Origin of the sequence: Vibrio ordalii ATCC 33509, assembly GCA_000257205.1 — a bacterium.
In the GTDB taxonomy this organism is placed as follows: Bacteria; Pseudomonadota; Gammaproteobacteria; order Enterobacterales; family Vibrionaceae; genus Vibrio; species Vibrio ordalii.
In genome coordinates this window covers 1-2,541 of record AEZC01000030.1, presented here as the reverse complement: position 1 = coordinate 2,541, position 2,541 = coordinate 1, and the positions used below count along the sequence as shown (strand labels likewise).

At 40.2% G+C, this 2,541-nt stretch carries 3 protein-coding genes and 1 pseudogene; all 4 read left to right on the top strand.

Going from position 1 to position 2,541, the window contains the following annotated elements; translation table 11 throughout:
* Positions 1-235: type III secretion system EscC protein (locus VOR_RS0102170; RefSeq protein WP_010317951.1), on the top strand; the 235-nt coding region annotated here is incomplete at its 5' end.
* Positions 235-1,497, top strand: coding sequence for a type III secretion system ATPase VscN2 (vscN2, locus tag VOR_RS0102165; RefSeq protein WP_010317949.1), 1,263 nt, complete (start codon positions 235-237; stop codon positions 1,495-1,497). The genes VOR_RS0102170 and vscN2, both read left to right, overlap by 1 nt.
* Positions 1,451-1,855: a hypothetical protein gene (locus VOR_RS0102160; protein WP_010317947.1), complete on the top strand. Its 405-nt coding sequence runs from the start codon at positions 1,451-1,453 to the stop codon at positions 1,853-1,855. The genes vscN2 and VOR_RS0102160 overlap by 47 nt, the downstream gene beginning before the upstream one ends.
* A pseudogene (locus VOR_RS0102155) lies at positions 1,849-2,541 on the top strand (hypothetical protein); the annotation flags it as partial. The gene VOR_RS0102160 and the pseudogene VOR_RS0102155, both read left to right, overlap by 7 nt.

Sequence of the window (2,541 nt, the reverse complement as noted above, 5' to 3'; positions counted from 1 at the left end):
CAAGAAAAGTGAGCCGCCTAAAGTGAGTTCACAATCGTTAGAAACGGAAGTTTATATTAAGCCAAATCAAACGGTGATTCTCGGTGGGTTTGATAATACAGCCACTCAATCGATAACGAGCAGTGTGCCAGTGCTTTCGAGTATTCCTCTACTCGGAGAACTGTTCAAAAATACCTCTCAGAAAAAGCATAAAGTCAAACGTTATGTGTCGGTTTCATTTGAGGTGATTGAGTAATGCTACAGCACTTTTTTAAGGTAAAAGAATTGTATCAAGATACGGTTGTCTGCCATGTATCTATCAATACCTTTGTCGGTCAAGAGTGTTTTATTCATACTGTTACAGGGCAAAAAATTCGCGGTGAAGTGATGAAAGTTTCTCAACCAAGAGTGGAGATAAAGTTACTTCAGCCCGGTGCCGTACAGCGTGGTGGACGAATAGAAATAACACCGCGCCGATTCTGTTTCCCTCTCAATGAACAAGCGTTAGTGGGAAAAGTGATCAACTGTTACGGAGAGTCGCTCTATGGTGATGATTACTTGACTCAGCCTGGTGAATTTATTGATTTACCGATCATTGTTGAGCCAATCCCACTACAGATGCGAGCGCCTATCGAAACGGCTTTTCCGACCAAACTTAAGATTATCGATGGCCTTTTTACTATTGGTGAAGGGCAACGTGTTGGTTTATTTGCTCCCGCGGGAGCCGGCAAAACAACAACGGTATCCATTATGGCGAATAACATGGAAGCTGACGTTGTTATTTTTGCCATGATTGGCGAGCGAGCGCGTGAAGTCATTGAATTTTTAGAGGGAGAGATTGGTCCTGAAGTCATTCGTAAATCAATCACTGTGGTCTCCACATCAGAAGCAAATCCCTTAGAAAAAGTGCGTTCTGGTTTAGTTGCCGTATCCATTGCTCGCCATTTTATGGCGCAGGGCAAAAAAGTGGTGATTTATTTTAATTCATTGACTCGTTTTGCTCGTGCGCAAGCCATGCTGGATGGGACACCAATTAAAGGTGGCATTCCAATTGGTGTGTCGCTTGCATTATCTCGTTTGGTCGAAAGTTGTGGTAACTCAGTTCACGGTTCTGTGACAGGTATTTTCACCGTCTTGATTGAAAAAGAAATCGACGATGATCCTATTGCTCATGAAGTGAAATCGTTAATTGATGGCCATCTTGTTTATTCAACGACTATCGCCTCAACAGGACGTTACCCAGCGATTGATGTATTAAAGAGCAAAAGTCGTCTACAAAATAAGATTCAAGATAAAAGATACATTCGATTATCGGAAAAAATTAAAGATATGGTATATCGCTATTTCAATGTTGAGCTATTGATTCGAGTCGGAGAATACGAAAAAGGCAATGATTTAGAAACTGACAAGGCAATTGACCTTTACCCAGTAATTATGGAGTTTTTAAAACAAGGTTTTGAAGGTGTTGAATATGAAGAAACACTCGAAGCGATGGAAAGAATTTGGTCAGATTATTGAGATCATTGATATTCGAATTAATAAACAACAGAGGATTTTGGTTAAGCTGAGAAAACTTAGCCAAGAACTGGAAGAGCATATAGACGAATATTGGCAGCGTATTGAGGTATTACAGCAAGAGCTAAAAAGTTTGGCTGTGGTAAAAGAAACGAATGCGTTGAGCCGTCTTTTTATGCGTCGAGAGAGTATAAAAACCAGTATTGAATCGGTTTTTTTCGATGCGTCGGTCACTCGACAAAAAGCAGAGGATTTAGCTTCTGAAATAGAGCAAGTTGAAGCTGAAAAACGACGTCTTGAAAAACGTAAAGATGCACTTCATGAGATCAGAGAAGAGTTAAGGTATGAGAAAGAATGTTAAATAAGCTTAATCAGAACTCATTAAATACTTTGGCGACAGAAGATAATCATTTTGAGGATCTACTGAATGAATTTACAGACGATCTCAAACCGGTTCTTGCTGGTGAAAGCACAGTAACTAAGGGTAAAAAGAAGCAGAAAGATATTTTAAAAAGACATCGTGATGAGGTAGCTCCCGAAGTGACCGCGAATACAATGTTAGTCCAGCAAGGAGATATATCGCTTAAGCCTCAAACACCAACCGATGCTACTCAGAGTATTGACCGGAAAACTAGAATGACGGGAGCGAACGCAAAACAAAGTGCCGCACAGCCTCTTGTCACAAAAGAGACATCATCATTGGTATTAAAGGATACAAAGCAGTACGGACATAGCGAAAATCCGCTTCTTAAAGAAAAACCGTTGATGGTGTTAAAGGATACAAAGCAGTACGGACATAGTGAAAATTCGCTTCTTAAAGAAAAACCGTTGATGGTGTTAAATCGTGTGAGCATCCAATCGCAAGGAGTAAAGTTACCTCTTGAGTCTTCTGCTTTTATGCCACTTCATGCCAAATCGATCTATTCGTCCCATAATCAGAAATGGCCGGTAGCCTTCTCTGCAATAAAAGATATTCAACCGCCTCAAATATCTACAGATGCGCCCAATCATTTGAATGGTACACATACAAATATTTTTGGAATAGAG

Excerpts from the sequence above, each read along its gene's own strand:
- VOR_RS0102160 (WP_010317947.1), top strand. The coding sequence starts at position 1,451 with ATGAAGAAACACTCGAAGCGATGGAAAGAATTTGGTCAGATTATTGAG.
- vscN2 (WP_010317949.1), top strand. The coding sequence starts at position 235 with ATGCTACAGCACTTTTTTAAGGTAAAAGAATTGTATCAAGATACGGTT.